Here is a 26,958-nt window from a genome sequence, read left to right as displayed (position 1 = left end):
GTCGCGCTACGTCAGCCGATTTGGGAGGTTCAGTTTTAGAGCGTCGCACCCGCAAATTGGACCAAGCCATCATAGGCTGCCTTGTCTGCGACACCAGGAATCTTCGCGCCGTGCCTTAGCCAGAAGGCGTGCTTTACAATCTCTGCTTGCTGCTCAATTCCATAAGCTTCGAACGGTTGGCCGGGTTTGAGCGCATAGTCGTAACGGCAAAAGGGATGGCGGTTTAGGATCAAATACCAATTGCCGCGGGTCTGTGTTTGCCAAACATGGGTCAATTCGTGGATCAGCAGGCCTTGCCGCACGATATCCGCGCTCGCAAAATCATCGCAATAAGCCTCTCCACCTGGATGAAAATGCAAGTGCCCGCGCGGCGCCATGGTGATGCGCTTTGGTTGTAAGGGAAACCACTTGCGCCGCCGCAATTTGACTGTGCCATAGTCAATCGCATCGCCAAAGACTGTTTGAGCGAGCACAATTTCGCCACTCGTCAAGTGGCGCTCACCGCCCACCGGACAGGCGGACGGCGGCGTTATCATCGTTGAGGAGCCAAGCTTGTCGCTCAGCGCTCTTCACCAGCAGCGCGAATTTCAGCGGTGAATTTGTGCTCGTCACCGCCAGAGATGATCATCGTGACTTCTGTAGTCTCACCGGGCTGAAGTTCTGGAGAGACCCCCATGGCCATGACGTGATAGTCGCCCGGCTTGAATTCGACGCTGGTGCCATTTGTCACAGGAATATCGAGCGCAGCCATCATGGTCTCTTCGAGGTTCCACGATCCGTAAGTGTGCATCTCGGCGCTCTCCGCACCTTCAACCTTGAAGCGATTGAGCGAGAACGCATTGTCACCTTCATAACTGAAATCAAAATAGATCGCCGCTGGGTTGCCCTCTACAGGGGCGAGCACCATGCGCGCATTCTCGATTGTGATGCCTTCGATTACACCCTCGGGCACCTCGACCACTTCGGTTTCTGATCCGCATGCGCTCAGCGTCAAACTGGCCGCCAATAAAGCCGCCCCAAATCCCAATTTCTTCATTTTAATGCGTGTCCCTCTTGTGGATGGAGCAAAAACTAGGCGCTTGCGGTTCTTGTGCCAAGAAAAACCGCACCTATATCCGGCTCATATTCGAGCCGCCGAGCCATTTCGCCATCAAAAGGAAATGCAAGGCGCGGTGTCCAACGTATGTCCAATGATAGGGAACTCAATGGGTAAAGTAATCGGTATCGACCTTGGGACCACAAACAGCTGTGTCTCAGTTATGGATGGCGGAAAGCCAAAGGTTATCGAAAATTCAGAAGGCGCACGCACAACGCCTTCGATCGTCGCCTTCACTAAAGATGGTGAGCGGTTGATCGGTCAGCCGGCAAAGCGTCAGGCTGTGACGAACCCCGACAACACTCTTTTTGCGATTAAGCGCCTCATTGGCCGCCGTTTCGACGATCCATTGACCAAGAAGGACATGGAAATCGTCCCCTATGACATCGTCAAGGGCAAGAACGGCGATGCATGGGTCGAAGCTGCTGGCGAAGAATACTCACCTTCACAAGTCTCTGCCTTCATTCTGCAAAAGATGAAGGAAACCGCTGAGAGCTATCTTGGCGAAACAGTTGAGCAGGCGGTTATCACTGTTCCTGCCTACTTCAACGATGCACAGCGTCAGGCAACCAAGGATGCGGGCCAGATTGCTGGTCTTGAAGTCCTTCGTATCATCAACGAGCCAACCGCAGCCGCGCTTGCCTATGGCATGGACAAGGAAGACGGCAAGACCATCGCCGTTTATGACCTTGGCGGAGGTACGTTCGACGTCTCGATCCTTGAGATCGGTGATGGCGTCTTTGAAGTGAAGTCGACCAATGGCGACACCTTCTTGGGCGGTGAAGATTTCGACAATGCTATTGTTGAGTATCTGGCTGAGCAGTTCCAGAAGAAAGAAAACATGGACCTGAAAGCCGACAAGCTCGCGCTTCAGCGTCTGAAAGAAGCGGCAGAGAAGGCGAAGATTGAGCTTTCCTCTTCGGCCACGACCGAAGTGAACCTGCCGTTTATCACTGCCCGCATGGAAGGTGGCGCGTCTACGCCATTGCACTTGGTTGAAACCATCAGCCGTGCAGACCTTGAAAAGCTGGTAGGCAAACTGATCGACCGCACTCTTGAGCCATGTAAGAAAGCTCTCAAAGATGCGGGCGTTTCCAAGAGCGAAATCGACGAAGTGATCCTGGTAGGCGGCATGACCCGCATGCCACGCGTTCGCGAAGTGGTTGAGAAGTTCTTTGAAGCCAAGCCTCACACCGGCGTAAACCCTGACGAAGTCGTCGCTATGGGCGCGGCTATTCAGGCTGGCGTTTTGCAGGGCGACGTTAAAGACGTTTTGCTGCTCGACGTGACGCCACTGTCACTCGGTATCGAAACTCTTGGCGGTGTCTTCACCCGTATGATCGATCGCAACACGACGATCCCGACCAAGAAGACGCAGACCTATTCAACCGCTGAAGATAATCAGAACGCTGTGACGATTAAAGTCTTCCAAGGTGAGCGTGAGATGGCGTCCGATAACAAGCTGCTCGGTAACTTTGACCTTGTCGGTATCCCACCCGCACCGCGCGGTGTGCCGCAGATTGAAGTGACCTTTGACATTGACGCAAACGGCATCGTGTCGGTTGCGGCGAAGGATAAAGGCACCGGCAAAGAGCAAACAATCAAGATCCAGGCATCAGGCGGTCTGTCCGATAGCGATATCGACCAAATGGTTCAGGATGCAGAGAAGTTTGCCGAAGAAGACAAGAAGCGCCGTGAAGGTGCAGAGGCCCGCAACCAGGCCGACAGTCTTGTCCATGCGACTGAAAAGCAGCTCGAAGAGAACGGCGACAAGGTCGACGCTGAAACCAAGACCGCTGTTGAGGAAGCAATCGCTGCGACCAAGACCGCGCTTGAAGGCGACGATGCTGACGAGATCAACACCCGCGCTCAGGAACTCACGCAGGCTGCGATGAAGATGGGCGAGCAAATCTACAAGCAGGAGCAGGAAAACGCTGCCCCTGAAGGTGGCGACGCTGGCGAAACATCAGAGGACAATGCCGACGAAGATGTCGTCGACGCGGATTTCTCTGAAGTGGACGAAGACGAAAAGGGCTAATCCCCTTTGATGCAAACATCACTCACCACCAGCACGAATGAAGTCGCGCTGATGGTGAGATGTTTTTGAGGCAGTTTGTATGGCGACGACCCAGACTGACTATTACCAAACGCTCGGCGTGCCGCGTGATGTGGACGACAAGGCTCTAAAAGGCGCCTATCGCAAGCAAGCGATGCAATATCACCCTGACCGTAATCCGGGTGATGCAGAGGCCGAGGCCAAGTTCAAAGCTTTGGGTGAGGCTTACGAAGTCCTCAAAGACCCGCAAAAGCGCGCAGCTTACGACCGGTTCGGCCACGAAGCCTTTACTCAAGGCATGAATGGCGGCGGTGGTGGCGGCGGCTTTGGTGGTCGCGGCCCTCAGGGTGACTTTGGCGATATTGGCGACATTTTTGAGACCATTTTCGGCAGCGCGTTTGGTGGCGGTGGCGGTATGGGCGGCGCGCGTCAGCAGCAGCGCCGCGGCGCAGACCTGCGCTATGACATGGAAGTCACGCTGGAGCAGGCGTTCCACGGCAAATCAGCTGAGATCGAAATCGAAGTCTCGCAGGCTTGCGAAACCTGCGATGGCTCAGGCGCAAAGCCGGGCACGTCAGAACGCACTTGCAATCTGTGTCACGGCCACGGAACCGTGCGCGCAAAACAAGGTCTATTCGTTGTCGAACGTCCATGCCCAACATGCAGCGGACGCGGCCAAGTAATCGAAGACCCCTGCGGTGATTGCCGGGGTGAAGGCCGCGTGGACCGCGCACAGGCGCTTTCTGTCGATATTCCCCCCGGCGTTGATACCGGCACCCGCATCCGCTTGTCTGGCAAAGGCGAAGCAGGGGCTCGCGGTGCGCCTTCGGGTGACCTCTACATCTTCATCCATGTGAAAGAGCACGCGCTGTTCGAACGCGAAGGCACCACTTTGGCAACGCGCGTTCCGGTTAGCTTTACCACGGCGGCTCTTGGCGGCTCTGTCGATATTCCCGACCTTGATGGCTCAACCAACACGGTCGACATTCCGGTCGGCATCCAATCAGGCAAGCAATTGCGCGTGCGCGGGGCCGGTATGCCTGTCCTTCAAGGGCGGGGGCGCGGCGATATGGTGGTGGAGATCAAGGTCGAGACACCAACCAAGCTCAGCCGCAAACAGAAAGAACTGCTCGCCGAATTTCGCGACACCGAAACCGGTGACGAATGCCCTGAGAGCCGTAGCTTTTTCAGCAAGTTGAAGGATGCGTTTGGAGCGTGACACGCTGATCGTTAGAACCGCCTTTTTGAGCGTTTTGATCGCATGCACCCCTGCGTGCGGTGCCAAAGAGGTGGAGCAATCTGGTAAAACAGCACAGCTAATTGATAGCCCAACCTCCATGCTCTCATCGCTTGATGAGCAGATGGCTGTCCGGGCTCCCGATGCTCTCACAAAGCTTGCGCAGCGTCATTTTCCTGACAAAGACGGCTTGATCGGGCGCAATCGGGGATGGGGAAGCCTGTACGCTGCACGCTTTCAAATGGGGCTGGGGCAAGCGCTGAGATACGCGCGGGCGCTCAACGAAAACGAATCTGCATTGCGTCTAGAATTGGCGCTTTTCATGACCATCATGTCTCAGCGCGACGGCAAATTGCCGCAGTCCGTGCCCGATCCATTGCTAGAAGCACAGATCGGACCCACCGATCGTGCGTCTGGCTCAGCTTTCTTCCTTGGCGATGCGTGCACAGCATTGCCCATGCGAGTGCCTGCTGAGATTAAAACCAGCCTTTCGCAGATCATGGCGGACCTGTTTTTAAGCCGCGAGCGTCTGCTTAGAGCCGATAGTGAGGCACCCAATCGGTTGCTGTTCAACGCGCTGGCATTTCACGCTTGCGGTCAGGCATTGGGGCAGACTGAGATAAGCGATGCAAGCAAACCCTTCGTCGCCCGCGCGCTGGAGCTGATTGCAGAGGATGGCGCGTTTATCGAAGGCGGAGGAACGGATACCAGTTACCACGGTGTTGCCACATATCTCGCAATAGAGCTGCTCGCATCAGGCTATGCCGGTGATGATCGGGCAGAGCTGTATGCGCAGACGATCAAGGCTTTACGCTGGGCGGCATCGCGAGTGGGTGAGGGTGGCGCGGTCGATTCCACCGGCAACACACGCACATGCGCGGGCGGTGAAGTCTTTATGAACCGTCCCAAAGGTCTCGATCTGCCCGCTTTTTACCGCGCATTGTTGAGCGGCGGGATCTATTTTGAGGACGACGAGGCTCTAGGGGCAGCCGACAAAGTGTATCGTTGGAGCCAGTCTGAAAACCTACCCGCGAATGCCTGCTTCCCCTAAGTCTGCGGTGCCCATTCTCGCTCGACAGGTAAGGCAAGCGGGACTACTCCACTGGCCAGATAGAGGAGATCCCGCTCATGAAACGTTTTGCGACCATTACAGCTCTTGCCGTGCTTGCCACCGCTTCGGCTGCGGCCCAGCGCAATTTCGACAATGTTGAGATCACGACTGAGGAAATCGCTCCGGGCGTCGCGGTACTCTTTGGAGCAGGCGGCAATATCGGCGTGAGCCATGGGGATGAGGCGACGCTGATCATTGATGATCAATTCGCGCCGCTATCAACGAAGATCGAACGCGCGATTGCCAATCTTGGCGCGCAACCCGTCAAGTATGTGGTCAACACCCATTGGCATTTCGATCACACGGGCGGCAACGAGCATTTCGGTAAAACGGGCGCGACTATCTTTGCCCATGACAATGTGCGGGTTCGCATGGCTGCGGGCGGGGCTGCTGCAGGGCGACAAACGCCGCCTTCGCCGCCAGAAGCTTTGCCGGTTGTTACCTACGCGCAGGGGCTTCGCATTCACTTGAACGGCGACACGATCAATATGATGTTCTTTGGCGGTGGTCACACTGACGGGGACAGCGTGGCGATCTGGGAAGAGGCCAATGTCATCCATATGGGCGATCTGTATTTCAACATTCCCGGCTATCCCTTTATCGACGTGAATTCGGGCGGCAGTGTTTATGATGCAATGCGTTCGCTCGACATCGTGATCGCTGGTATTGACGATGAAACCAAGGTCATTCCGGGCCATGGCCCAATGTCGAACAAAGCCGAACTGACCGCTTATCGTGCGATGATCGGCGAGGCAGTGAGCCGCGTGGATGCATTGCGTGAGCAAGGCATGACCTTGGAGGACGCGGTAGCTGCTCAGCCACTTGCAGACATTGATCGGGGTGAGGGCGGCTTTATCGATGCCGACAGCTTCGTGACCGCGATTTGGAATTCTGAGAGCTAATCGAAACGTTCTTCGACTTCGCCGCGAAGCTGGTCGATCAACCCTTTTGCACAGCGCCCGGCGCGCTCTTCTTCGTCTAGTATGGCGAGGAAAGCGTTGCGTTTTGTGCTGCGGATAAGGTCGTGGTCCAGCCCACCTTCAACCGTTGAAACGACCAGATCGACCATCCGCTCTGCCCCGTGCAGCCTGCCCCAGATGTAGTCGTTCTCACGATAAGCGCGGCTGAAGAAAGCGCCAAAATTGTAAAACTCGATGCCGCGCAAAGTCGCCTGTGTCCCCCCTTCGCGGATGGATCGGGCGTCATCGGGCGAAATGCGATCAATCTTTACAGGATTGTATTCGCCAAGGCTTTCGCGCCGTGTCAGCGGCAAGGTCGCGACGTCGTAATAGGGAAAGCCCAGATAGGTCAGCAGCATGCGGCGTTTCAGGTTCTTGGGCATTTCTCCCAAGGCATCAGACAGCATCTCCTCTGCTGCCAAATCCGTTTCTGGCAATAAGCGCCGCGCGGCCAGATAGTCGAGCACTGCGCCGGGTTCACTCATCACATGGCGGGCGAGTTCCGCGAACCCTTTGCCGAGCGAGGGATCATCGGTCACCCCCAGCATGGAGGCGTCATCGGCCCGGCGATAGAGCGCCAAAATCTCGTAAATCTTCTCCCGCGCATGATCGAGGGCATCGTCCGGTATCTCCGGATCGACCTCCCAATCGCGTGATAGGCGCCGCGCTAGCAACTGCATCCGCCGCATGCGAAACGCGATGTCATGCGTGCGGAAAAAGGTGATCGCCGCAGGATTTGCGCCGCCGCTTTCCTCGGTCAAAGTCTCCAGTCCGCGCGCTTCCATCTCGCGGCGAAAAGCAGCGGCAATGGGTTCAGGATCAGACAGCGAAAGCTCAGGCGCGGCGGCCAATGTCAGCTGCGCCAAGCGATCAATAATCCCGGAATATTTGGTGTGCGCATATGCGCCGAACGCATATCCTGCACGCTCAGCAGCAGCCTGTTGCGCTTTGCTGCGCCAACTGGCCAAACGCTTGGGCGTGGGGCTGTCGAGAAAGAAGGTGAGGCCGAACAGTTTCTCCACGGCCCGGTCAATCTCGGGGCGCAGACCCAGCACAATGCGGCGAAGGCGCTCTGCATCCTTTGACTTTGCCTCAATCCGTTCCAGATCATCGCGGATCGGTTGTTCGCGCGGGATCGTGGAGAGCGAGCCGAAGATTGCGCCGAACCATCCGACCTTGGGCAATTCACCGCGCTCCCCGCGTTCGCGCACTTCGGTCCTATCAGGGCGCGGATCGATATAGACGAACCGGCGATCCACTTCACGCTGAGACGTGCGCGATTGCATTGCCTCCAGCGCGGCTCCAAACGGAGCGTTGACCAGCACGGACCCGTCAATCAGCGCAACCTCATCCAACGTCCCGTCACGCATATGAACCGGCATAATCCGCGATAGAAAGCTGCCTCGGCTTTCCCAATGATGCCCCTCTTGGGCGGCCAGCATATCAATCTCATCCAGCACGAGCGGCGGGAATGCGCCGGGGAAGCTTGCGGTGGAGCGCGCAGCCACAACCAGCTCAAGCGGGTCCGCTAAGTTCTTGCCCGGTTCTGCTGGTGTCCGCCCACGGAAATCAATCGGCATGCGATGCTCGGTCTCCTCAATCACGGGAGGCGAGTTTAGGCGCAGCATTTCTGCATGACCGCGAAAGTCAGTGGCGGTGACGAACAGATCAATCGGATGCAGCTTTGGCAAAAGCGGCGGGCCAGCTGGCGTAGCGGCCATGCTCATCAGTGCATCATACAGCATGCGAGAAAACTGCCGTCCGGAAAAAGGCGGCGCAAACCATCTGCCACGCATGAGGTAGGAAACCTTATGACGCACTTCCTCGCGTGTCTCAGGCGAGACGCTTTCACTCACCGCATTGCCGGGACGACGCAGGAACCAGTTAATTGCAGGCTGTGACCAGATTTTCGCATAGCGCCACATGGGCTTCGCATCGGGACTGGTGAGCTCGCTCACATCTGCATTCTCCAGCCACAGGTCGGTCAATGGCTCCAACGAATGGCCAGAGTGCAGGGCTTGGGCGAGGAACACCGCATTGATCCCGCCCGCGCTGGCGCCCGTTAGAATATCGGGAAGAACCCGCAGGCGCAGCTGCTTTTCATTCTCGATGTCAGCGAGCAGATCGCGATACACTGCGGCCACTCCGGTAAGCGTTGAATCTTCGCCAGAATGGTAGCAGCGACTGGCCCGCGCCAGGTGCCAGACCTCTTTGGTCACACCATGCATGTATACCGCAAGGCTCACCCCGCCATAGCAAACCAGCGCTAGTCTCAGTTCTTTCTGCCGCATCGCGAAACAGCGTTGGCGGGGATAGAAGCAAAAGGCAATTGCGTTCTGCAAATGTTCCGTCTAGTTCCCCACTATGGCAAAAGCAAAAAAGCGATTTGTTTGCGCGAATTGCGGCGCGGTTAGCCCGCGTTGGCAGGGGCAGTGCGGCGATTGTGGGGAGTGGAACACACTAACCGAAGACGCACCTGCGACGGTGTTTTCACAAAAGCATGACTTGTCGAGCGGCGGGCGGGCGCTTGAATTTGTGCCACTGAACAAGCCGGTCGCGCTTCCTGTGCGCAAGTCCACGGGTGCAGCGGAATTTGACCGGGCGCTAGGCGGAGGGATCGTGCCGGGTTCTGCGATCCTGATGGGCGGCGATCCGGGAATTGGGAAATCCACCTTGCTCCTCCAAACCGCAGCCACAGTCGCGCGCGGAGGCAATGATGTGGTTTATGTGAGCGGGGAGGAAGCCGCTGGCCAAGTGCGCCTTCGCGCGAAACGTTTGGGCGTTGCCGATGCCCCGATCAGGCTCGCCTCCGATACGTCGGTGCGCGATATTTTGACGACATTGGGGCAGGGCGAGCCACCCGCATTGTTGGTGATCGACTCGATCCAGACGATGCATTCCGACACAATCGAAGGCGCGCCGGGCACGGTAAGCCAAGTGCGTGGCTGTGCGCTCGAGCTGATCCGTTATGCCAAGGCATCGGGCTGCGCGCTGGTGCTGGTCGGCCATGTAACCAAGGACGGCAATATCGCCGGGCCCCGCGTGCTTGAACACATGGTCGATGTGGTCATGAGTTTTGAAGGCGAGCGCAGCCATCAATATCGCATCCTGCGCGCGCTCAAAAACCGGTTCGGCGCGGTCGATGAGATCGGCGTTTTCTCGATGGAGAGCGAAGGGCTGGAAGAAGTCTCCAACCCCTCCATGCTGTTCCTATCGGGCCGCGATGATCCGCTGGCGGGCAGCTCTGTCTTTCCAGCATTAGAGGGAACGAGGCCCGTTCTCGTTGAAATACAGGCGCTGATCGTGCGGCTGCAATCGGGGGCGACCCCGCGCCGTGCTGTTGTTGGCTGGGATAATGGGCGCCTTGCCATGTTGCTGGCGGTGCTCGAATCCCGCTGTGGCCTCAATTTCTCCTCAGCGGAGGTATATCTCAACATCGCCGGCGGATATCGCCTGTCCGATCCCGCCGCAGACCTGGCCGTTGCTGCTGCATTGATATCGGCGCTTGCTGACAAGCCGCTTCCCGAAAAATCCGCATGGTTCGGTGAGATTTCGCTCGCAGGTGAAGTGCGCCCCGTTGCGCATGGAGAGCTGCGTTTGCGTGAAGCAGCCAAGCTGGGTTTTGCCAAAGGATACGGTCCATCGGATACCAAGACCGGCTCATCGACGATGGATTACCATGCAGTGAATGGTCTTGCGAACCTCGTTGACCAAGTGATGGGCAGTCAATAACCCCTCAGACATTATGACGGGGTTTGATATTATTGTGCTGATCATCGTTGCCGTGGCAGCGATTGGGGGGTTCCTTAGAGGTCTGGTGCAGGAGGTGTTAAGCCTTGCTGCTTGGATCCTTGCCGCGTTCTCGGTCTATTACCTCCATGGAACGCTGACGGATTTCCTGCGCGATTATTACGACGCTGATCCTGCAACTGCGATCCTGTCCTTCGTGCTCTTGTTGCTAATCCCATATGCCGCGATGAAAGTGATTGCGGGCAATGTCGGCGAAGCATCGCGCAATTCGATCCTTGGCCCAATTGACCGGGTGCTGGGCTTTGGCTTTGGCGCGGTGAAGGGGGCTTTGATCGTGATATTCGCCTTTAGCGTCCTCGTGCTCGGGTTTGACACGGTATGGGGATACAAGGGCCGTCCGGACTGGATCACACAGGCGCGCTCTTATCCTGCGGCTGATGCATTCTCGCGCGAGTTGGTGAGCATGATTTCCGAACGCCGCGCCGATGTGCTCGGTGAAGAGGAGGAAGGCGGTTGATGGCGCAAAGGCCAGCATCCTCGCCTAAGCTCTACTCTCCGCGTCTTCTAGCCCTGTCGGCCTCGCTCGCTGAATACCCGCTGCGCGAGCAGCTCCCGTTCAAATCGGAATTGCGATCGCGGACCTGTGGTAGCACTATTGTGATCGGCCTAGACCTCGAAGAAGCAGGCGCGATCAGCCGCATCGGAATGCAGGTCTCCGCATGCGCAGTAGGCCAAAGCTCGGCTGCACTTCTGGCGCAAGAGATCTTCGGAAAGTCTCCTACTCAGATATACGCGGCGTTAGACGCCATAGAAAGCTGGCTTGGCGAAGCATCGGCCTTGCCCGATTGGCCCGGTTTTGACGCGCTAGAACCGGCATTGCCACATGCTGGACGGCACGAGGCATTGCTCTTGCCGTGGAGAGCTGCGGTTAAGGCGCTTTCCACGCCCACAATCACCGGTTAGACCTCGCAAATCAATAAAGCGGCCCGGATCAATGCGGGCGCATACGGGACACGGGGAAATATGGCAGCAACAGGCACAGAAGCAGCGGCACTCGCGGATCGTGAGCCCACTGCGGGGGAAATCAGGCTGGTCGTCGGCGCATCCAGCGCAGGCACGATTTTCGAATGGTACGATTTCTTCATCTACGGAACGCTGGCCTACATTCTGAAAGACGCATTTTACGACGTTGATGACCCCACGCTTGGCCTATTGCTGGTCTGGTCGACATTCGCGGTTGGTTTTGCTTTCCGTCCGATTGGCGCGATCCTGTTTGGCTTCCTTGGCGACCGTTTGGGGCGCAAATACACTTTTCTTGTGACGGTCACCTTGATGGGGATCGCGACCGCTGGCGTGGGCTTTATTCCCACCGTCGATCAGATCGGTGTGATCGCGCCGATCATCGTTATCATATTGCGCGTGCTTCAGGGTCTTGCCCTTGGCGGTGAATATGGTGGGGCTGCGATCTATGTTGCTGAACATGCGCCGCCCGACAAACGCGGGTTCTACACCAGCTTTATCCAGGCAAGCGTTGTTGGCGGCTTTGTCCTGTCAATCATCGTCGTGCTGTTGTGCCGTTCGATTATTCCTGAGGATGACTTTAACGAATGGGGCTGGCGCGTGCCGTTCCTGCTGTCGATCCTGCTACTGGCAATCTCACTTTGGATGCGGTTCAAACTGTCCGAAAGCCCCGTGTTTAAAGCGATGAAGGAAGCGGGCGAAACCTCCGGCAATCCCTTCATCGAAAGCTTTACCTATCCCGGCAATCCAAAGCGTATCTTTGTCGCTCTGTTTGGCGTCGCGGGTATCCTGACGACCATCTGGTACACCGCCTTTTTCTCAAGCCTGTCGTTCCTCAAAGGGGATATGCGATTGGACGAATTGACGGTGGAGATCATCCTGCTGATTGCGGGCGGTCTCTCTATGGGTTTCTACTTATTGGTGGGCAAATGGTCCGACAAAGTGGGTCGCAAAAAGCCGATCATCATTGGCGCGCTGCTGACACTGGTAACGCTGTTCCCGATCTTCTGGTTCATGGGGAGCCTTGCCAATCCGGGCCTGGCAGATGCTGCTGAGCAAAATCCGGTGGTGGTGACTGGCCAGCAATGCGTCACCGATCCATTTGCCGAACTGTTTGACCGTGAACAGACCGATTGCGGTAAGGTTTTGGGCTCGCTCACTGCAAGCGGCGTTGCCTACACCGTTGTCGAAGGCGAGAATTTGGCCATCAGCGTCGGCGGACAGCCGGTTGCGGTCGGCGATGATTGGATGGAAAACAACACGGCGCGCACCGAAGGCTTACAAGCTGCGCTGACCGATAGTGGCTTCGATTTCTCTCGCCAGATTCCACCATTCGCGAGCATCCTCGGCATCATTGCCGCATTGATGGCTTTGGGCGGGCTTTCGGCGCTGACCTATGGATCGGTCGCGGCGCTGCTTTCTGAGATGTTCCCACCAAAAATCCGCTATTCCTCCATGTCCATTCCTTACCACATCGGTGCCGGCTATCTCGGCGGGTTCCTGCCACTGATCTCTGGGATCATCGTGGCGAGCACGGGCAACGTCTATTCGGGCCTGTGGTACACTTGGGGCGTGGTCGCCTTTGGTGTCGTGGTTGCATGGTGGGGCCTCTCCGGCGGTCCGCCAAAGGACTTTGAAGACGAGGCAGGCTGATCATGCCGCGCTGCTGAACCAAACGCATGACCACCACACCCCTTCCACCATCCAGCCTGCGGCTGACAATTGACGCTGAAGCGCTGGCGCACAATTGGCGCGCGCTTGATGCGATGTCAGGCGCGGCCAAAGCGGGCGCGGCGGTGAAGGCCAATTGCTATGGGCTGGGCGTGGATGCCTGTGTGCCGACTTTACGCGATGCAGGCGCAGAGCATTTCTTTGTCGCGCATTGGGGGGAGGTTGCCGCGCTATTGCCACATATCCGCCCCGATCAGATCGCCGTGCTCCATGGGCCCATGCACGCCGAGGACGTTGCTTACGCCAAAGCGTCAGGGGCGGTGCCAGTGATCAACTCCATCGAACAGGCACGCCGCTGGACAGAAGGGGGCGGGGGTACCTGCCACCTGATGATCGACACCGGGATCAACCGTTTGGGGATCGCTCCAGCACAATTGTCCGATCCCGCCGTGCAAGCGCTCAGTGTCGATGTGGTGATGAGCCATTTGGCGAGCGCAGATGAGGATAACGCGAGCAACGCTGCACAATTGGTCGCCTTTCGCGATTGCTTGCCCACCATCACGCACCGCACCGCGAGTTTGGCGAACAGTGCGGGCATCGCGCTTGGCGGTGAATACGGCTTCGATCTCACCCGACCGGGGTTAGCGCTGTTTGGCGGAGTGCCGCGTGCTGAGCTTACCGAAGCGATCCGTCAGGTTGCGCATATTGAGGCCGCAATCATCCAGACACGTACTCTAAATGCGGGCGATGCGGTGGGGTACAATGGCGAGTTTGTTGCTGCAGAGCCCATGAAGGTCGCGACCGTCTCGCTCGGTTATGCAGATGGATTTTTGCGGGCGCGAGGGCACGGCACGGCACTGATGCATGGAAAGCGTTCGCTCCGCATGCTTGGCAAAGTGTCGATGGATATGGTGGTCGTTGATCTATCCAGCGCGCCCGATCTAAAAGAAGGCGACTGGTTGACCGTCCCCTTCGACCTGCCAGAGGTCTCGCGCAAAAGCGGCCTGTCGCAATACGAATTGCTCACCACAATCGGCCACCGCTTCGCACGTTAGGTGCATCTGCGAAGATATCTGTCTGCGTATATTGCACTGCACATTGTGCAGATGCTAAGATACACGACTAAAAGCTATTTGGGGCGCAAACATGGCTAGCAAGACAAACGACAAAATGGGCGTGTCAGACGACACTATCGTCATCAAGAAATACGCCAATAGGCGTCTCTATAACACTGCCTCTTCCAGCTACATTACGCTGGAAGACTTGGCCAAGATGGTGCGTGAGAATGTGGACTTTGTGGTGTTCGATGCCAAGTCTGGCGATGACATTACGCACTCGATCCTGACGCAGATAATAATGGATGAGGAGGCCAATGGCGGCCAGATGCTTCCCGTCAGTTTTCTCCGCCAACTTATTGGAATGTATGGCAATTCCATGCAGTCTATGATGCCATCCTACCTCGAAGCCAGCATGACCAACTTTCGCGAAAATCAGGGCAAAATCCGCGAAGCGTTTGAGCAAGGCATGGCCAAAAACCCATTGGCCGCGATCCATGAAACCAACATGGCGATGATGCGCGCAGCGGCTGAAACTCTAATCCCGGGCGCAGTGGGCGGGGCTTCGAAAAAGAAGGCTCCACCCAAAGACAATTCTGAAGACGAAATCGCCGCTTTGCGTGAACAGATGGCGATGATGCAAAAGAAGCTGGACGAACTGGGCAAATAGCGGCAGTTCGCACGCCTCAGATTACAAAGCTCACAGCAGGAATTCCCACGTGTCCAACATCCGCCACGCGCTGAACGTCAAGCGCGAAGACGACTTTGCCAAATGGTATCAGGAAGTCATTTCAGCCGCTGACATGGCCGAGGAATCGGGCGTGCGCGGGTGCATGGTGATCAAGCCGTGGGGCTATGGCATCTGGGAACGCGTGCAACGATTGCTTGACGACCGGATCAAGGAAGCAGGCGTTCAGAACACTTACTTCCCGCTCTTCATCCCGCTCGCCAACTTCGAACGCGAAGCCGACCATGTCGATGGCTTTGCAAAGGAAATGGCGGTCGTCACGCATCACCGTCTGATCGCGGATGGGAAGGGCGGATTAGTTCCCGATCCCGAAGCAAAACTCGAAGAACCGTTGGTCGTTCGCCCGACCTCTGAAACCATTATCGGCGATGCGATGGCGCGCTGGGTGCAGAGCTGGCGCGATTTGCCGCTATTGCTAAACCAATGGGCAAACGTAGTGCGTTGGGAAATGCGCACGCGGATGTTCCTGCGCACCAGTGAATTCCTTTGGCAGGAAGGGCACACCGCCCATGCCAATAGCGAAGATGCTCTAGCAGAAACGCACCGCGCGCTTGAGATGTACCGGGCGTGTGCGGAAGAAGACCTCGCTCTGCCTGTAATTGCTGGCGAAAAGCCCGAGAATGAGCGTTTCCCCGGCGCGGATGAGACATGGTCGATCGAGGCGATGATGCAGGATGGCAAAGCGCTTCAGGCGGGCACTTCGCATTATCTCGGCACCAGCTTTGCTGAGGCGGCAGGCATTCAGTTTCAGGATAAGGAAGGCGTGCAGCAATATGCGCATACCACCAGCTGGGGCGTCTCTACCCGCATGATTGGCGGCGTCATCATGACGCATGGCGATGATGATGGCTTGCGCGTGCCCCCACGCATAGCTCCGCATCAAATCGTCATCCTGCCGATGCTGCGCGACAAGCCTGAAGACGAAGGCGTCCTGACCTATTGCGAGGAATTGCTTGGCAATCTCAAAGGCCTATCCGCCGTGGGTGAGAAGGTCCGCGTATTGCTCGACAAGACTCCGGGCAAGGCAACCGCCAAACGCTGGGACTGGGTGCGCAAAGGCGCGCCTATCATCATCGAAGTCGGCCCGCGCGATATGGAGAACGGCAAAGTCGCCATGCTGCGCCGCGACCAATTGTGGAACGCGGTCAATGGCAAACCTGCGATGAACTTCATCCAGCGCGACGAATTCACTGACAGCGCGCCGCAATTGCTCGAAGACATTCAAACCGCTCTCTTCGAAGAAGCGCGCGCTCGCCGCGATGCGAACATCACGCGCGGCCTCACCCATTGGCACGATGTGGTGAATTTCTTCCGTAAGGGCGGTAAGTATCCGGGCTGGGTCGAGGTCCAATGGGCCAAGCCCATCGGCGCTGCGCTGGAAGAAGTGGTTGAGAAGCTCAAGGCCGAAAAGCTAACCTTCCGCAATGTGCCGCGCGATGGCGAGCCAGCGGATGGCGAATGCGTGTTTACTGGAGAGACTGCAACGCAGCGGATTTTGGTTGCGCGCGCTTATTGATTTTGGCCTATTGATCTTTGGGGGCAGGGGCTGCAACACCTGCTTCCCATGATCAAACGCTTCACACTGCTCGCCGCTCTGATTTCATCCCCGCTCGCTGCGGAGAACCATTCCGAACCCGCAGCCGATCCCGGCACCGAAGTTTCCGAAGAGCGCCTTAGAGCGGATATGGACACAATTGTCAGCTTTGGCACGCGGCACACTTTGTCATCGCAAACCCACCCGACGCGCGGCGTAGGCGCTGCCGTGAACTGGGCGCTCGACGAGTTTGGCCGGATGAGCGCAGCCTGCGATGACTGCTTGGAAGTCCAATCGGTTGAACGGGTTGTCGAAGCTAATGGCCGCCGCATCCCCACCGACACTCTGGTGCGCAATGCTGTCGCCATCCAACGCGGGACGGAGCGACCCAACGAAGTCATCATCGTCCAAGCGCATTACGACAGCCGCGTCACCGATCCGCTGAATGGCACTGACGATGCGCCGGGTGCAAATGATGATGGTTCTGGCAGCGTTATGGTGCTGGAAGCCGCGCGCATTCTCTCCCAGCGTGAATACCCATCAACGATTATCTATGCGCTTCTGACCGGCGAGGAGCAGGGCTTGTATGGCGCGGGTATCCTTGCCGATTGGGTTGGCGAGCAGGGAATGACGGTCAAGGCCGTGCTCAATAACGATATGATCGGCAATTCCTGCGGGTCAGATGGCTATTGTGAGCCGGACTATGTGCGCGTTTTCTCAGAAGGGTTGCGCGCCGATTCCACGCCAGCCCTGCGCGCACAACAGCGTCGGTTTGGAGGTGAGAACGATTCACCCGGTCGCAACCTTTCACGTTGGCTTGCGGGTATTGCGGCTGATTACCCAGAAGGCATGCAAGTCCGCCAGATTTGGCGCACCGATCGCATGGGCCGGGGCGGCGACCAGATCCCTTTCCTTGATCGGGGCTATCCAGCGGTGCGCGTCACGGTGTCTGTCGAAGACTACGATCACCAACATCAGGACCTGCGCACCGAAAATGGTGTCGCATATGGCGACACGGTGGATGAGCTCGATTGGACCTATCTCACGCGCGCCAGCGTGCTGAATGTGCGCGCTCTCAATGCTCTGGCTACAGCGCCGATGCCACCCAAAGTGGAAGCTGATGGGATCGTAAAGACCTACACAGAGCTGTCATGGGAACCCGTTGACGGGACTTTTGACTACCAAGTCTTTTTGCGGGGCACTACCTCGGCTGAGTGGCCCGACACACCCGCAGTTACGCTTACGCATGTGCCATCTAGCCGCGGCCCAGATCGTGATCGGTCTTACACGTTGAATGGCAAGGTGATCTTTGATGAGCCGCAAACTCTGATCCGCAACGGTACCTTCGTGGTCACATTGCCCGGTGTTCGCGGTGATGACTGGATATTCGGCGTTCGGGCTTGCCATCACTCCGGTGCATGCTCACCCATCTCTAGCGCGGTGCCCGGCGGCGCGTTTGAACCTGTGCAGCAGCCTGAGGCCGCGACGGAGGAATAGCTTTCCTCCTTCCAGGTGACGCTGTAGGGGCGCGAGCATATGGCGAAACGCTCCCACCACAATCGACCCATCGGCTTGCCCAACAAGAAGCAGGTTCTTGAATTCATCCAGACCTCAGAAGGCCCCGCTGGCAAGCGCGAGATTGCCAAGGCATTTGGCCTTAAGGGTCAGGAGAAAATCGCGCTCAAAAAGCTGCTGAAGGACATGGCAGAAGAGGGCCTGATCGACGGCAAGAAGACCGCGTATCACCGCATGGGCGGGGTGCCGAAAGTCACTGTACTGCGCGTGATCGAGATCGAAGATGGCGAACCCATCGCGATCCCTGACAATTGGTCGCCTGATGCGCCTGAAGCACCACCCCGGATCACTTTGCGTGAAATGAAGACGCGCGGTGGCCCGCGATCAAGCGCGCGTGGCCCGGCCCTTAAACGCGGCGACCGGGTGCTTACTCGCACAGAAGAAACCGAGGCCGGGTGGATCGGGCATCCGATGAAGAAGCTGCCCGCGCGCACCGAAGGGATGATGGGCGTGGTGGAGCTGGATGGCTCTGGCAAACCATGGCTTGCCCCAGTCGACAAACGCATCCGGCGCGCATCGCATATCGCCGACCTCAATGGCGCGGAAGAGGGGCAATTGGTTCTGGCCGAGCCGGTTGGCCGCTCTGAACGCGCTGGGGTCAAAGTCATCGAAGTGGTGGGCGATCCGCTAGCACCCAAAAGCTTCAGCCTGATCGCGATTGCGAAACACGGCATCCCGCATGTCTTCCCCGACAACGTACACGCCGAAGCCGAACGCGCGGCGGAATTGCGCCTTTCACAAAAGAAACGCGAAGACCTGCGCGCGCTCCCCATTGTGGCCATCGACCCCGCTGATGCGCGCGATCATGACGACGCGATCTGGGCTGAGCCCGATGGAAAAGGCGGCTTTAACGCGCTGGTCGCCATTGCCGATGTCAGCTTCTATGTCCGCCCCGGCTCAGCGCTCGACAAAGAAGCAAGAAAGCGCGGCAATTCGGTCTACTTCCCGGACCGCGTTGTGCCGATGTTGCCCGAAATTCTCTCGGCTGACGTGTGCTCCTTGCGCGAGGATGAGGACCGCGCGGCGATGGCGTGTCATCTGCACATTGATGCGGACGGCAGAATCTCGAACTTCCGGTTCACCAGAGCGCTGGTGCGCATCCATCACAATATCGCCTATGAAGATGCGCAGGCGAGCGTGGATGCAGGCGATGCGCCTGAGTATCTTACAAATCTATGGGACGCGTGGGCCGCGCTTGCCAAGGCACGGGCAGCTCGTGATCCGCTCGACTTGGAACTGCCAGAGCGCCGGGTAATGCTGGGCGATGATGGTCAGATTGCCGAGATCGCTGTGCGTGAACGTTTGGATGCTCACCGGGTGGTCGAAGACTTCATGATCGCGGCGAACGTCGCAGCGGCGATGGCGCTCGAAAAGAAAAACGCGCCTGTTGTCTACCGCGTTCATGAAACGCCGAGCCGGGAGAAGCTGATCGCTCTGCGCGATTATATGGCAACGCTGGGGCAAAAGCTCGCACTAGGCCAGGTGATCAAGCCGGGCCTGTTCAATGCGATGCTCAAGGAGATCGAGGAAGACGCTGATAAAGCACAGATAATGGAAGCCGTGCTACGCAGTCAGATGCAGGCCTATTATGGCCCTGCCAATGGTGGGCATTTTGGCTTGGCACTGGGTTCCTACGCGCATTTCACGTCGCCCATTCGCCGCTATGCTGACTTATTGGTGCACCGTTCCTTGGTGGAGGCATACAAGCTTGAACAGCCTGCACCTGACGCTGCGCTGCCCGATCAAACCGGCCTTTCTGACAAAGACCGGGCGAGCATGCAGGAAATCGCCGACCAGATAAGCCAGACCGAACGCCGCGCGATGGAGGCAGAGCGCGATACGATCGACCGCTATGTCGCTGCATGGCTCTCAGGCCGGGTGGGCGAAGTGTTCGACACGCGCATTACCGGCGTACAAGGCTTTGGCTTCTTCGCTACGATTGAGGGGTTGGGCGGTGACGGCCTCGTCCCAATCTCGACCCTTGGCGATGAATATTTCCGCCATGATGTGGCCGCGCAATCGCTAATCGGGGAAAGCTCCGGCAAAACCTATTCAGCGGGTGACCGGTTGAAACTCAAACTCGCCGAATCCAATGCTCTCACAGGCGCTCTCAAATTCGTGCCGGTGGATGCGGATGGCAATGCGATTGAAACGCGGGGCAAGCGCCCGGATGATCGCTATCGCAAGGCCGGTGATAGGGCCGGTGCCAGAACCCGAGGCGGTCCGCCCAAGAAAGCGGGCAAGTTCAAAGTCGGGAAACGTGGGCGTCCGGGCAATATCCGCCATCAGGGACGGCGCAAATAGCCATTAGGCCTCGTGGTCGCTGCTCGTTTCGTCATAGCCAGTCGGGACAACGTAAAGCGGGCAGGGTAGCGCGCCTGCATGCGCAGCAAAGTGCGTCACCAACGGACCCGGATTGCCATCGCTAGCCGCGCCAAGGACGAGTGCGGCGACTTCCTTGTGGCTTTCGAGAAATTCGCTCACGATCTTTTGGCCATTGCCAATCGCGACTGAGATAGTGGGCATGATCCCGCTTTCCGCCAGCAAATTGCCTGCAACACCGTGGGCAAGCACTTCGGCGCGGTCATGCGCCTCTTGCTCGATGGTCGCTTGCACCCCGCCAAATGCGCTGAAGTTTTGCTGCGCCACCAATGCCAGCAAATGCACCGCGCCATCGACCTGAACGGCCCGCCTCGCGGCATAGCGCAGAGCTGCGCGCGCTTCGTCGCTTTCGTCGATGATCACCAGAAATGTGCGCATGAAGCTCTCTTTGCCTGACCCTATTTGTGCACGCAAATACCTGCCAAAAGCCAAGTAATGCAAGTTTACGCGCCACTTCCCCCTTGCATATATGCTGCGAAACCGTCAGCGAACGTTACGGAAATGGGACGCTAATCATAGCAGTTTAGGGCCAGGAGACTCCCCAGGAATGGCAATTGAACTAAAGATGCCCGCGCTTTCTCCGACGATGGAGGAAGGCACACTCGCCAATTGGTTGGTGAAAGTGGGCGATACAATCAGCTCGGGCGATATTATGGCCGAGATTGAGACCGATAAAGCGACGATGGAATTCGAAGCCGTGGACGAGGGCATCCTCGCAGCGATTGTCGTTGAAGAGGGCACTGAGAATGTGGCCGTGGGCACGGTCATCGCAATGCTGGCCGAAGAAGGCGAGGATGTTGGTGATGTGAGCGCGCCTTCGGGTGATGCAACTCCTGCACCTACTCCGGCGGCTGAGCCTGCTCCAGCACCAGCGTCTGCTCCTGCCAAGGCAGAGGGTGCAAAGGCGACGCCCGTTGCCCGCCGTATCGCGGCTCAGGAAGGCGTTGCGCTGGAGAGCGTCACGGGCACTGGCCCCAAGGGCAAGATCATCAAAGCAGATGTTGAAGCCGCCGCTGGTGGCTCCTCGCCTGCCTCTGCTCCGGCACGCTCAGGCGACCGCGTAATCGCCTCACCACTGGCCAAGAAATTGGCCGGTGAGAAGGGTATTGAGCTTGCGAGCGTAAACGGCACAGGCCCCGGTGGCCGTGTCATCAAGTCTGATATCGACAATTACACACCGCCTGCGGCCGCTCCAGCGAAGGCTGCGAGTGCAACGCCTGCCAGCGTTCAGCCAGCCAATGATTTTGACGCACCTTACGAAGAGCAAAAGCTCAACAATGTGCGCAAGGTCATCGCGCGCCGTCTGACAGAGGCTAAGCAGACCGTGCCGCATATCTACCTCACCGTGGACGTTCGCCTCGATGCGCTGCTTGATCTGCGCAAGCAGCTCAACTCCTCGCTTGAAGAAGATGGGGTGAAGCTTTCCGTAAATGATCTGATTATCAAAGCCTTGGCCCGTGCTCTTAGACGTGAGCCGCAGTGCAATGTCAGCTTCCAAGGCGAAGTGATGCATCAATATTCGCGCGAAGATATCTCGGTTGCTGTCGCAGCGCCTTCGGGTTTGATCACACCTATCATCCGCGATGCGGGCAGTAAGAGCCTTGCCGACATTTCTCAGGAGATGAAGGAGCTTGCGGGCAAAGCGCGCGATGGCAAGTTGCAACCGCACGAATATCAAGGCGGCACCGCAAGCCTTTCAAACCTCGGTATGTTCGGCACCAAGCAATTCGACGCGGTGATTAACCCACCACAGGGCATGATCTTGGCCGTTGGCGCAGGTGAGCAACGTCCGCATGTCGTCGATGGTGAACTGCAGGTAGCCACCGTGATGAGCGCAACCGGCAGCTTTGACCACCGCGCGATTGACGGTGTGGACGGTGCCAAGCTGATGGACCAGTTCCGCAAGCTGATCGAAAACCCGATTGGGTTGGTGGTGTAGTAAGGTGGGTGTCTTTGTAAAAACCATCAAAGCATGGGCCATTAGTATCCCTGCGTTGGTGCTGTTTTTCTTTGTCCTTTTCCCGCCAACCTCCATGCAAGCATTTAAAGAGGCTATGGGCTACATGCTCATTTCAATTATGCTGCTAGGTGTCCCACTCTTCTTCATCATTCTGATTTTCAATGCTATTTTCAATCGCGAGCCCGTAACTGCGAGCGGATTGGGGGCAGTGCCTCGATCAGCAAGGAGCGCCACGCGCCCATGGGTAACGGCGGTGATTGGCTTTGCATTGGCAGGTTTTGCCTCGATGTTCATCGAAGGCATTATTTGGGAGGTCTGGCTTATCTTGGCGTTTGTTGGCGGGTTGCTGGGCTTCATCGCAGGCTGGTTTAGCAGATGAAGATGCTGGTTCATTCTATGCCTCAAACCTTTAGGCCAATTCTCGTGGCCTATGACAAACCGTGCTCAAGTGGATTGGTCAGCGAAGATTTTGTCACGTTGATCGCGGGATGAATTTGGCCGGTTTTGATCTCTTTGGCGTGATTTTGAAGTTCATCGCGATAGCGTTTGCCGCAGCCATTGCGGCTACGTTGCCAATTATGGCGGTGATGTTCGCTGAGGTTATCTTTGGGCCAAAGGCTTATGACCCATTGGCCTATTCAGTCGCGGTGTTTCAGGTGGCGCTGATGGGTAGTTACGCCATTGGATTTCCGGTCGCGGTGTTGGTTTTCCTGTTTTCTGCAAAGCATATCGCGCACAAACCCTTCACCCTCGTCATGATCACCGCATTGGCCTGCGTGATGATGCTGCTTGCCGCCTTTGTTATTGGCGATGCGGGCGCGATGGTTTCGTTTGGACTTGCTGCATGTGTCGCCGCGATAGCCTTTGCTGGGCTTGGCTATCTTTGGATTATTCGCCCGGTAAGGAGCGCTGAGAATGCCTAAACGCCACCTCACCATCCGCGCGACCGCCATGCCGACCGACCTCAACCCATATGGCGGGGTGTTTGGCGGCTGGTTGATGGCGCAGATGGCATTGGGTGCGGGTTCGCTTGCAAGCCGTGTGGGGCAGGGCAAAGCGGTGGTCGTGCATGCCACTGACTTCACGTTCCCCGGCGCGATGCAGGTCGGTGATGAGTTGAGCGTCTATTGCGAGATCGTCGCCACGGGGAAAACATCGATCACCATTCTTGCGAGTGGTGAAGGGCGGGCGCGCAATGGCGAGACTTTGACCAAGGTCAGCGAAGGCACATTCAAATTCGTGCTGCTGGACGATAATGATCGCCCGCGCCCGCTTCAAATTTCGGGGGAGGCTGACCTTGTTTGACCGCTTTCCTACAGGCCCCATTTCATGGCAAGAATCAGGCATGGAACACAATCCAACACGCCTGATCCTGCCTTTTGAAAAAACCCAAAGAAATCAACGCGCTTTATTTGCCTTGGACCGTGTAACATGCGGTCCATGTCTCGGCGCGAAAGGCATCTTCTCTTCCTCCCCATTTGAGACAGGATCACTCACATGACCAACCCATCCTATGACGTCATCGTCCTTGGTTCAGGCCCCGGCGGCTATGTCGCTGCGATACGCTGCGCACAGCTTGGGCTCTCAACCGCCATCGTGGAGCGAGAAAACCTGGGGGGCATCTGCCTCAACTGGGGCTGCATCCCAACCAAAGCGATGCTGCGCTCGGCCGAGATCAAGCACTATATGGACAATGCGGCGAGCTATGGCCTGAAGGTCGCAGGCGCGATTGAGGCGGACTTGGACGCGATCGTGAAGCGCTCACGCGGGGTCGCGAAACAGCTCAATCAGGGCGTTGGCCACCTGATGAAGAAGAACAAGATTACTGTGCATATGGGGGAGGGGACACTGACCGGCCCGACCTCGCTCACGGTGAAAGGCGAGAAGGGCGAAGTGCAGCTCACCGCCAAACACGTCATCGTCGCCACCGGTGCGCGCGCTCGCGATCTGCCGTTTGCGCCTGCCGATGGGAAGCGCGTGTGGACCTATCGCCATGCGATGGTGCCACCTGAGATGCCATCGAAGCTGCTGGTGATCGGATCGGGCGCTATCGGTATCGAGTTTGCAAGCTTCTACAACGACATGGGCGTTGATGTGACGGTCGTGGAGATGCTTGATCGCATCGTGCCGGTTGAGGATGCGGATGTGAGCACCTTCCTAGAGAAGAGCCTTACCAAGCAAGGTATGACCATCATGACCGGTGCAGGCGTCGAAGACCTCAAGGTTAGCGATTCGGGCGTCACGGCGACCATCAAGGACGCGAAGGGCGAGGTGCAAACCACGCAGTACAGCCACGTCATCACAGCCATCGGTATCGTGCCCAACACCGAAGATATCGGACTTGAGCCACTCGCCGAGATGGACCGGGGCTTCATCCAAATCGACCCCTATGGCCGCACCAAGTCAGCAGGGCTGTGGGCCATCGGCGATTGCACTCCGGGACCATGGCTCGCGCATAAGGCCAGCCATGAAGGCGTGACCTGCGCCGAAGCGATCGCGCAGGAGCTAGGCAACACGGACGTGCACCCGCACCCTCTCGACCGCAACAACATCCCTGGTTGCACCTACTGCCACCCACAGATCGCCAGCGTCGGCATGACCGAGGCGAAGGCGAAAGAGGCTGGCCACGAAGTGCGCGTGGGCAACTTCCCCTTCATCGGCAATGGCAAAGCCATCGCGCTTGGCGAAGCAGAGGGCTTCATCAAAACGGTCTTCGATGCAGGCACGGGCGAGTTGCTGGGCGCGCACATGATAGGCGCTGAAGTGACCGAGCTGATCCAAGGCTACACCGTGGGCAAGACGCTGGAGACGACCGAGGAAGAGCTGATGCAAACCGTCTTCCCGCATCCGACCCTGTCAGAGATGATGCATGAAAGCGTGCTCGACGCCTATGGTCGCGCATTGCACTTCTAGGTTGATCAGAGGGTGTGAGGTAGGTGGCGGACAGTCAGGGATTCGAACCCTGGAAGGGCTTGCACCCTTGCCGGTTTTCAAGACCGGTGCATTCAACCACTCTGCCAACTGTCCGCGGTCGAAACGCTCGCTAGCGATGTGTGAGCGGCTTGTCACTATGTGATAGAGAGATAGAGTGAAAAAATGGCAAAAGGCACACATGATTTCGCTCCTGACCCGCGAAATGAGAGCATTCTGATCAACGTCAATGGCGCGATGGTGCCGCGCGCTGAGGCGAGTGTTTCGGTATTCGATAGCGGTTTCATGCTGGGTGATGGCGTTTGGGAGGGGCTGCGGCTGCACAATGGGCGGCTGGCATTCCTCGATGCGCATCTCGACAGGCTCTATGAGGGTGCGAAGGCCATCGCGATGGATATCGGCCTTACGCGCTCGGAGCTGACTGCGCGGATTGACGAAACGATAGATGACAATGGAATGCGGGACAAAGAAGGCGTGCACATCCGCCTGATGGTAACGCGCGGCATTCGCTCAACTCCTTACCAAGACCCGCGTGTCGTCATCAGCCCTGCTACCATTGTGATCATTCCGGAGTACAAGGCACCGCTTCCCGCAACGATAGAGACTGGGATCCGGCTGTTCACCGTCCATGTGAGGCGCGGGGATCCGGCGGTACAGGATCAAAAGCTCAACTCGCATTCAAAGCTCAATTGCATCACCGCCTGTATTCAGGCTGCACAAGCGGGCGCGGATGAAGCGCTGATGCTCGACCCGCATGGCTTTGTCGCGACCTGCAATTCCACCCACTTCTTCATCGTGCGCAAAGGCGAAGTGTGGACCTCCAGCGGTGACTATTGCCTTGGCGGCATCACTCGCTCCAACGTCATTCAAGTGTGCCGTGAGGCCGGCATTCCTGTGTTTGAGAAGAACTTCTCACTTACCGATGTCTACGGAGCAGATGAGGCGTTTGTGACCGGCACTTTCGCCGGCGTCGTTCCCGTGACCGAAGTGGATGGCCGAACTCTTACAGATGGTCGCGGACCGATGGTCGAGCGCCTTCAAGGGCTGTACCGTGCATTGATGGATAAGGATTGCGTCGCATGACAATCCGAATTGCGATGTGGAGCGGGCCGCGCAATATTTCGACCGCGATGATGCGAAGTTTTGGGGCTCGCGGCGATTGCTCAGTAAGTGATGAGCCGTTCTATGGTGCGTTCCTAAAAGCAACGGGTGAACCACACCCACTGGCGGCAGAGACCATCGCAGACATGGATTGCGATTGGCAAAGCGTCCTTGCAACTCAATCAGGCGCAGCGCCCTGCAAGGCTCCGATCTGGTATCAAAAGCACATGCCGCATCACATGGTCGGGGGCGTCGATATTGGTGACATGCCCGATCACAAGCATGCGTTTCTGATCCGGGCACCAGAGCGAGTGGTGGCGAGCTACCGTGCAAAGAACGAGCTGCGCGAGCCCAAGATGCTCGGCTTTGCGCAAGTGCGCGAGTACTTTGAACGCGAAGCAGACCGCAGTAGCGAAGCGCCTCCCGTGGTCGATTCTGACGGCATTCTCGACAACCCAGCGAGCGTTTTGGAGAAACTCTGCACAGCGCTTGGTATTGGGTGGGATCAGGCGATGCTGAGCTGGGAGAAGGGACAGCACGCAGCAGATGGCGTGTGGGGTTCGCATTGGTATGACAAGGTCAACGCCTCAACCGGCTTTGGTCCTCCACGCGGGGCCCTGCCTGCGCTTGACGGAGCATACCGCGAAACCGCGGATGCGTGCCGTGAAGACTACGAGTTCATGTGCAAATACGCGATCCAGCCATAGCCTCTAGTGACAAAATCAGACTACGGTCACGCGCAATTCACAAAGCATAAGAGATAAAACCCAGC

At 57.5% G+C, this 26,958-nt stretch carries 24 protein-coding genes and 1 tRNA gene; 20 read left to right on the top strand and 5 right to left on the bottom strand.

All coding sequences use genetic code 11. The features are described 5' to 3' along the window. Window positions 1-35: 35 nt before the first annotated feature. Window positions 36-536, bottom strand: coding sequence for a vgr related protein (locus AC0V6N_RS05755; RefSeq protein ID WP_486170632.1), 501 nt, complete (start codon window positions 534-536; stop codon window positions 36-38). A gap of 23 nt (window positions 537-559) precedes the next feature. Further along, window positions 560-1,036, bottom strand: coding sequence for a copper chaperone PCu(A)C (locus AC0V6N_RS05750; RefSeq protein WP_486170631.1), 477 nt, complete (start codon window positions 1,034-1,036; stop codon window positions 560-562). Window positions 1,037-1,205: 169 nt separating this feature from the next. Here AC0V6N_RS05750 and dnaK point away from each other — a divergent pair, with 169 nt between their 5' ends. The 4 genes from dnaK to AC0V6N_RS05730 all read left to right on the top strand — a co-directional run bounded on the left by dnaK (window position 1,206) and on the right by AC0V6N_RS05730 (window position 6,402). Continuing rightward, window positions 1,206-3,134: a molecular chaperone DnaK gene (gene dnaK / locus AC0V6N_RS05745; protein ID WP_486170630.1), complete on the top strand. Its 1,929-nt coding sequence runs from the start codon at window positions 1,206-1,208 to the stop codon at window positions 3,132-3,134. Window positions 3,135-3,213: 79 nt separating this feature from the next. Further along, the gene (dnaJ, locus tag AC0V6N_RS05740) at window positions 3,214-4,371 is read left to right on the top strand and encodes a molecular chaperone DnaJ (protein ID WP_486170629.1); all 1,158 of its coding nucleotides are present in this window, start codon (window positions 3,214-3,216) and stop codon (window positions 4,369-4,371) included. Continuing rightward, entirely contained in the window at window positions 4,355-5,440 is a 1,086-nt protein-coding gene (locus tag AC0V6N_RS05735) for a hypothetical protein (protein ID WP_486170628.1), read from the top strand. The genes dnaJ and AC0V6N_RS05735 overlap by 17 nt, the downstream gene beginning before the upstream one ends. Before the next feature lie 77 nt (window positions 5,441-5,517). Next, entirely contained in the window at window positions 5,518-6,402 is an 885-nt protein-coding gene (locus AC0V6N_RS05730) for an MBL fold metallo-hydrolase (RefSeq protein ID WP_486170627.1), read from the top strand. Here the strand turns inward: AC0V6N_RS05730 and AC0V6N_RS05725 are convergent. Next, complete coding sequence (locus tag AC0V6N_RS05725; protein ID WP_486170626.1) at window positions 6,399-8,750, bottom strand: patatin-like protein; 2,352 nt, start codon at window positions 8,748-8,750, stop codon at window positions 6,399-6,401. The genes AC0V6N_RS05730 and AC0V6N_RS05725 overlap by 4 nt on opposite strands. Window positions 8,751-8,823: 73 nt before the next feature. On the opposite strand from AC0V6N_RS05725, the gene radA reads away from it, so the two are divergent. From radA to rnr, 9 genes are all read left to right on the top strand, one after another. Beyond that, the gene (gene radA / locus AC0V6N_RS05720) at window positions 8,824-10,191 is read left to right on the top strand and encodes a DNA repair protein RadA (protein WP_486170625.1); all 1,368 of its coding nucleotides are present in this window, start codon (window positions 8,824-8,826) and stop codon (window positions 10,189-10,191) included. 13 nt (window positions 10,192-10,204) lie between these two features. Continuing rightward, on the top strand, window positions 10,205-10,726 hold the full coding sequence (locus tag AC0V6N_RS05715) for a CvpA family protein (protein ID WP_486170624.1): 522 nt from the start codon (window positions 10,205-10,207) through the stop codon (window positions 10,724-10,726). Beyond that, window positions 10,726-11,172, top strand: coding sequence for an iron-sulfur cluster assembly scaffold protein (locus tag AC0V6N_RS05710; RefSeq protein WP_486170623.1), 447 nt, complete (start codon window positions 10,726-10,728; stop codon window positions 11,170-11,172). Before AC0V6N_RS05715 ends, AC0V6N_RS05710 begins: the two co-directional genes overlap by 1 nt. 60 nt (window positions 11,173-11,232) lie before the next feature. Further along, a complete protein-coding gene (locus tag AC0V6N_RS05705; RefSeq protein WP_486170622.1) occupies window positions 11,233-12,882 on the top strand; it encodes an MFS transporter in 1,650 nt (549 codons plus the stop codon). A gap of 26 nt (window positions 12,883-12,908) precedes the next feature. Next, window positions 12,909-13,955 carry an alanine racemase gene (alr, locus tag AC0V6N_RS05700; protein ID WP_486170621.1) on the top strand — a complete coding sequence of 349 codons (1,047 nt, stop codon included), beginning with the start codon at window positions 12,909-12,911 and terminating at the stop codon, window positions 13,953-13,955. 91 nt (window positions 13,956-14,046) lie between these two features. After that, window positions 14,047-14,625 carry a polyhydroxyalkanoate synthesis repressor PhaR gene (gene phaR / locus AC0V6N_RS05695; RefSeq protein WP_486170620.1) on the top strand — a complete coding sequence of 193 codons (579 nt, stop codon included), beginning with the start codon at window positions 14,047-14,049 and terminating at the stop codon, window positions 14,623-14,625. 49 nt (window positions 14,626-14,674) lie between these two features. Beyond that, window positions 14,675-16,219, top strand: coding sequence for a proline--tRNA ligase (gene proS / locus AC0V6N_RS05690; RefSeq protein WP_486170619.1), 1,545 nt, complete (start codon window positions 14,675-14,677; stop codon window positions 16,217-16,219). Window positions 16,220-16,267: 48 nt separating this feature from the next. After that, on the top strand, window positions 16,268-17,734 hold the full coding sequence (locus tag AC0V6N_RS05685; RefSeq protein ID WP_486170618.1) for a M28 family peptidase: 1,467 nt from the start codon (window positions 16,268-16,270) through the stop codon (window positions 17,732-17,734). A gap of 39 nt (window positions 17,735-17,773) precedes the next feature. Further along, window positions 17,774-20,116, top strand: coding sequence for a ribonuclease R (gene rnr / locus AC0V6N_RS05680; protein ID WP_486170617.1), 2,343 nt, complete (start codon window positions 17,774-17,776; stop codon window positions 20,114-20,116). 3 nt (window positions 20,117-20,119) lie between these two features. Here rnr and AC0V6N_RS05675 read toward each other — a convergent pair whose 3' ends face one another. After that, window positions 20,120-20,572, bottom strand: coding sequence for a universal stress protein (locus AC0V6N_RS05675; protein WP_486170616.1), 453 nt, complete (start codon window positions 20,570-20,572; stop codon window positions 20,120-20,122). 169 nt (window positions 20,573-20,741) lie between these two features. Between AC0V6N_RS05675 and AC0V6N_RS05670 the strand changes: the two genes are divergently transcribed. From AC0V6N_RS05670 to lpdA, 5 genes are all read left to right on the top strand, one after another. Further along, window positions 20,742-22,133, top strand: a complete 1,392-nt coding sequence (locus AC0V6N_RS05670) for a 2-oxo acid dehydrogenase subunit E2 (RefSeq protein ID WP_486170615.1) — start codon at window positions 20,742-20,744, stop codon at window positions 22,131-22,133. Between the two features lie 124 nt (window positions 22,134-22,257). Continuing rightward, on the top strand, window positions 22,258-22,533 hold the full coding sequence (locus tag AC0V6N_RS05665; protein WP_486170614.1) for a hypothetical protein: 276 nt from the start codon (window positions 22,258-22,260) through the stop codon (window positions 22,531-22,533). A 115-nt stretch (window positions 22,534-22,648) separates the two neighbouring features. Next, the gene (locus tag AC0V6N_RS05660; RefSeq protein ID WP_486170613.1) at window positions 22,649-23,077 is read left to right on the top strand and encodes a hypothetical protein; all 429 of its coding nucleotides are present in this window, start codon (window positions 22,649-22,651) and stop codon (window positions 23,075-23,077) included. After that, window positions 23,070-23,459, top strand: coding sequence for an acyl-CoA thioesterase (locus tag AC0V6N_RS05655; protein WP_486170612.1), 390 nt, complete (start codon window positions 23,070-23,072; stop codon window positions 23,457-23,459). The genes AC0V6N_RS05660 and AC0V6N_RS05655 overlap by 8 nt, the downstream gene beginning before the upstream one ends. A 192-nt stretch (window positions 23,460-23,651) precedes the next feature. After that, window positions 23,652-25,067, top strand: coding sequence for a dihydrolipoyl dehydrogenase (gene lpdA, locus AC0V6N_RS05650; protein ID WP_486170611.1), 1,416 nt, complete (start codon window positions 23,652-23,654; stop codon window positions 25,065-25,067). A gap of 24 nt (window positions 25,068-25,091) precedes the next feature. On the opposite strand, the gene AC0V6N_RS05645 is transcribed toward lpdA, so the two are convergent. Next, window positions 25,092-25,181, bottom strand: a tRNA-Ser gene (locus AC0V6N_RS05645). 69 nt (window positions 25,182-25,250) lie between these two features. Between AC0V6N_RS05645 and AC0V6N_RS05640 the strand changes: the two genes are divergently transcribed. Together AC0V6N_RS05640 and AC0V6N_RS05635 are read left to right on the top strand one after the other, a co-directional pair. Continuing rightward, a complete protein-coding gene (locus AC0V6N_RS05640) occupies window positions 25,251-26,168 on the top strand; it encodes an aminotransferase class IV (protein ID WP_486170610.1) in 918 nt (305 codons plus the stop codon). Next, on the top strand, window positions 26,165-26,893 hold the full coding sequence (locus AC0V6N_RS05635) for a sulfotransferase-like domain-containing protein (protein ID WP_486170609.1): 729 nt from the start codon (window positions 26,165-26,167) through the stop codon (window positions 26,891-26,893). Before AC0V6N_RS05640 ends, AC0V6N_RS05635 begins: the two co-directional genes overlap by 4 nt. Window positions 26,894-26,958: the final 65 nt, after the last annotated feature.

This window comes from Erythrobacter sp. S57(2025), from assembly GCF_057365055.1.
The sequence above is the reverse complement of the archived record's forward strand: the minus strand, read 5'-3'. Positions and strand labels throughout refer to the sequence as shown.